The sequence below is a fragment of the Mycobacterium sp. genome (genome assembly GCF_032162605.1).
GTDB lineage: Bacteria > Actinomycetota > Actinomycetes > Mycobacteriales > Mycobacteriaceae > Mycobacterium.
The window spans coordinates 1-3,103 of sequence record NZ_JAVROT010000421.1; the positions used below are offsets into that span (position 1 = coordinate 1).

General features: G+C 66.6%; 3 protein-coding genes and 1 pseudogene. 3 read left to right on the top strand and 1 reads right to left on the bottom strand.

Going from position 1 to position 3,103, the window contains the following annotated elements; genetic code table 11:
- A pseudogene (locus QOI01_RS23730) lies at positions 1-301 on the bottom strand (peptidylprolyl isomerase); the annotation flags it as partial.
- 134 nt (positions 302-435) lie between these two features.
- On the opposite strand from QOI01_RS23730, the gene QOI01_RS23735 reads away from it, so the two are divergent.
- The 3 genes from QOI01_RS23735 to QOI01_RS23745 all read left to right on the top strand — a co-directional run bounded on the left by QOI01_RS23735 (position 436) and on the right by QOI01_RS23745 (position 2,789).
- A complete protein-coding gene (locus QOI01_RS23735; RefSeq protein WP_526385307.1) occupies positions 436-1,098 on the top strand; it encodes an MBL fold metallo-hydrolase in 663 nt (220 codons plus the stop codon).
- Complete coding sequence (gene hisS, locus QOI01_RS23740; RefSeq protein ID WP_526385309.1) at positions 1,099-2,358, top strand: histidine--tRNA ligase; 1,260 nt, start codon at positions 1,099-1,101, stop codon at positions 2,356-2,358.
- A gap of 203 nt (positions 2,359-2,561) precedes the next feature.
- Positions 2,562-2,789 carry a hypothetical protein gene (locus QOI01_RS23745; protein ID WP_526385311.1) on the top strand — a complete coding sequence of 76 codons (228 nt, stop codon included), beginning with the start codon at positions 2,562-2,564 and terminating at the stop codon, positions 2,787-2,789.
- Positions 2,790-3,103: the final 314 nt, after the last annotated feature.

The following is a 3,103-nucleotide window of genomic DNA, read 5'->3' on the forward strand; positions in this document are numbered from 1 at the left end:
GGTACTGGCAGTTCCCGCCGAGGTCGGCGGGCGCGATGAAAGGTGGGAGCTTCCCGTCCGCAGGGGGTGCGGGCAGCGCCGAGGTCGGCGACGTCGGGGTGTCCGCCGAGGCGGTGTTGCTGTGCGAATCCTTGTTGGTGACGATGACGGTGGCCACGATGGCGCCGATCAGCAGGACTGCGCCGACCGCCGAGCCGATGATCGTCAAGAGGCGTCGTCTTTTGGCCTGGGCTGCCCTCCGCTCGAGCTGCCGCTAGAGTTTGCGCTTGGCCGTAGCCCGCCGCAGTTGGTTGGTAGGCACCCCCCCAGTCCAACACGTGTTCGAACCAGTCGCCGGGACGGCGACCACGCTCATAAGTCGGCACCGAGTGTGCCAGGCAATGCTGAGCGTAGGTGCCGCGACCCACGCGAACGCGAGGTGGGAAACTGGGCGACGTGTTGCTCACGGGGTTTCCTGCAGGGATGTTGCAGTGCAACTGCTACGTCCTCGCGCCGCACGCCGGGGCCGACGCCATCGTCGTCGATCCGGGCCAGCGTGCGTTCGGGCCGCTACGCCGCATTCTCGACGAGAACCGGTTGACTCCCGCGGCGGTGCTGCTCACGCATGGCCACATCGATCACATGTGGTCGGCGCAGAAGGTGGCCGATACGTACGGATGCCCGGCGTACGTGCACCCCGAGGACCGGCACATGCTGGTCGACCCGATCAAGGGTTTCGGCCCGCGGTTGGCGCAGGTCGCCTTCGGCGCCCTGTTCCGGGAACCCCGCCAACTCGTCGAACTGGACCGTGACGGCGACAAGATCGAACTCGGCGGCATCACGGTGACGGTCGACCACACCCCTGGCCACACCAAGGGGTCGGTGGTCTTCCGCGTCACCGACGGCCCTGCCGACATGGCGTTCAGCGGTGACACCCTGTTCAAACAGTCCATCGGCCGCACCGACCTGCCAGGGGGAAGTGGCCGCGACCTGCTCGGCTCGATCGTGACAAAACTGTTGGTGCTCGACGACGACACCGTGGTACTACCTGGGCACGGTCCGAAGACCACCATCGGCGCCGAGCGTCGTACCAACCCATTCCTCGAAGGTTTGTCGTAAGTGACTGAATTTCAGGCGCCAAAGGGCGTCCCCGATTACCTCCCGCCCGAGTCCGCGCAGTTCGTCGCGGTCCGGCACGGTCTGCTGGAGGCTGCGCGCGTGGCCGGCTACGGCTACATCGAGTTGCCGATCTTCGAGGACACGGCGTTGTTCGCGCGGGGCGTCGGCGAGTCCACCGACGTCGTCAGCAAGGAGATGTACACGTTCGCCGACCGCGGCGAGCGGTCCGTGACGCTGCGCCCGGAGGGCACCGCCGGGGTGATGCGCGCGGTCATCGAGCACGGCATCGACCGTGGGCCGCTGCCCGCCAAGCTGGCCTACGCCGGCCCGTTCTTCCGCTACGAGCGCCCGCAGGCGGGCCGCTACCGGCAGCTGCAACAGGTGGGCATCGAGGCCATCGGGATCGACGACCCTGCGCTGGACGCCGAGGTCATCGCCGTCGCCGATGCCGGGTTCCGATCGCTCGGGCTGGACGGCTTCCGCCTCGAGCTCACCTCGCTCGGCGACGACACGTGCCGTCCGCAGTACCGGGAACTGTTGCAGGAGTTCCTGTTCAAGCTCGACCTGGACGAAGAAACACAGCGACGCGCTCGTTTGAATCCGCTGAGGGTGCTCGACGACAAGCGGCCCCACGTGCGCGAGATGACGGCCGACGCGCCGTTGATGCTCGATCATCTGTCCGACGTGGCCAAGCAGCACTTCGACACCGTGCAGGCACACCTCGACCTGCTCGGCGTGCCATACGTGATCAACCCCCGGATGGTGCGCGGGCTGGACTACTACACGAAGACGACGTTCGAGTTCGTGCACGACGGGCTTGGCGCGCAGTCGGGGATTGGCGGCGGCGGCCGCTACGACGGGCTGATGCATCAGCTCGGCGGAAAGGACCTGTCCGGCATCGGATTCGGGCTCGGCGTCGACCGCACGATGCTGGCGCTGAAGGCCGAGGGCAAGACGGTCGGGGCCACCAGCGCGGTCGACGTGTTCGCGGTGCCGCTCGGCGATGCCGCCAAGCTGTCACTGGTCAAGATGGTCGCCGAGTTGCGGGCGCGTGGGGTGCGAGCCGATCTGGCCTACGGCGACCGCGGGCTGAAGGGCGCCATGCGTGCCGCCGACCGATCCGGCGCGTCGGTGGCGCTGGTCGCCGGTGACCGCGACATCGAAGCGGGCACGGTCGGCGTCAAGGACCTATCGACGGGTGAGCAGGTGGACGTCGCCGCGGACGCCGTGGTCGCCGAGGTCCTCTCCCGCCTGACCTAGCCCTTCCCGCGAGCGTGCGTGTCGGAGGACGACACGCCGCGCGTAAACCCGACTTCATGCACGCTCAGCAGCAGCTGAGCTACCGCACTGTCGGTTCCATGCGATGACGAATTGGTGTCAGCGACCCTCCTGCTGGTCGCAATGGGCTGGTAACGACAGAGGCGGCTTTCTCTCGGGCAAGTTGCCAATGCGCTTCAGCGAGGATGCCCGAGATGACCCTTGGCCCGTCCCAATTGCCGGACGTCTTCCCCGATGTCACTCGTGTCGTATGGCTCAGCCGGAATGGCAATCACTACACCGACGCTTCCGGCGACGAGGATCTCGGAAACATCGACGTCCTCATTGCGGATGGTGACGCCTATGTCGCGGAGGGCGATTGGGGTTCAGTTCGGATCTCCGGAGCACAACCGCGCTTCGAACTGAGTGAATGATCCACCAGCCGCTGTTCGAGCCCGACCGAGGCGGCACCGACAAACTTGGGATCTTCGCCGAGTCACATGTCGACCCGGGGCGTCAACACTTGCACTTGTCGACCCGCCACGGCAGAACTGCCCAGGCAACTGCTGGCCGGATGCTGCTCGATCTGTCGCACCGCCGACGTAGCGTCGACCATGCTGTAACTCGCACAACCACACCCACTGGGGTCCGAACGACATGCCTGAACCGATAGACGAGCGCCCGACACGTCCTCGCGGGATCACCGTCATGGCTGCGCAGAACGCATGGGAGTGCGAACGGTGTGGCG

Excerpts from the sequence above, each read along its gene's own strand:
- QOI01_RS23745 (WP_526385311.1), top strand. The coding sequence starts at position 2,562 with ATGCCCGAGATGACCCTTGGCCCGTCCCAATTGCCGGACGTCTTCCCC.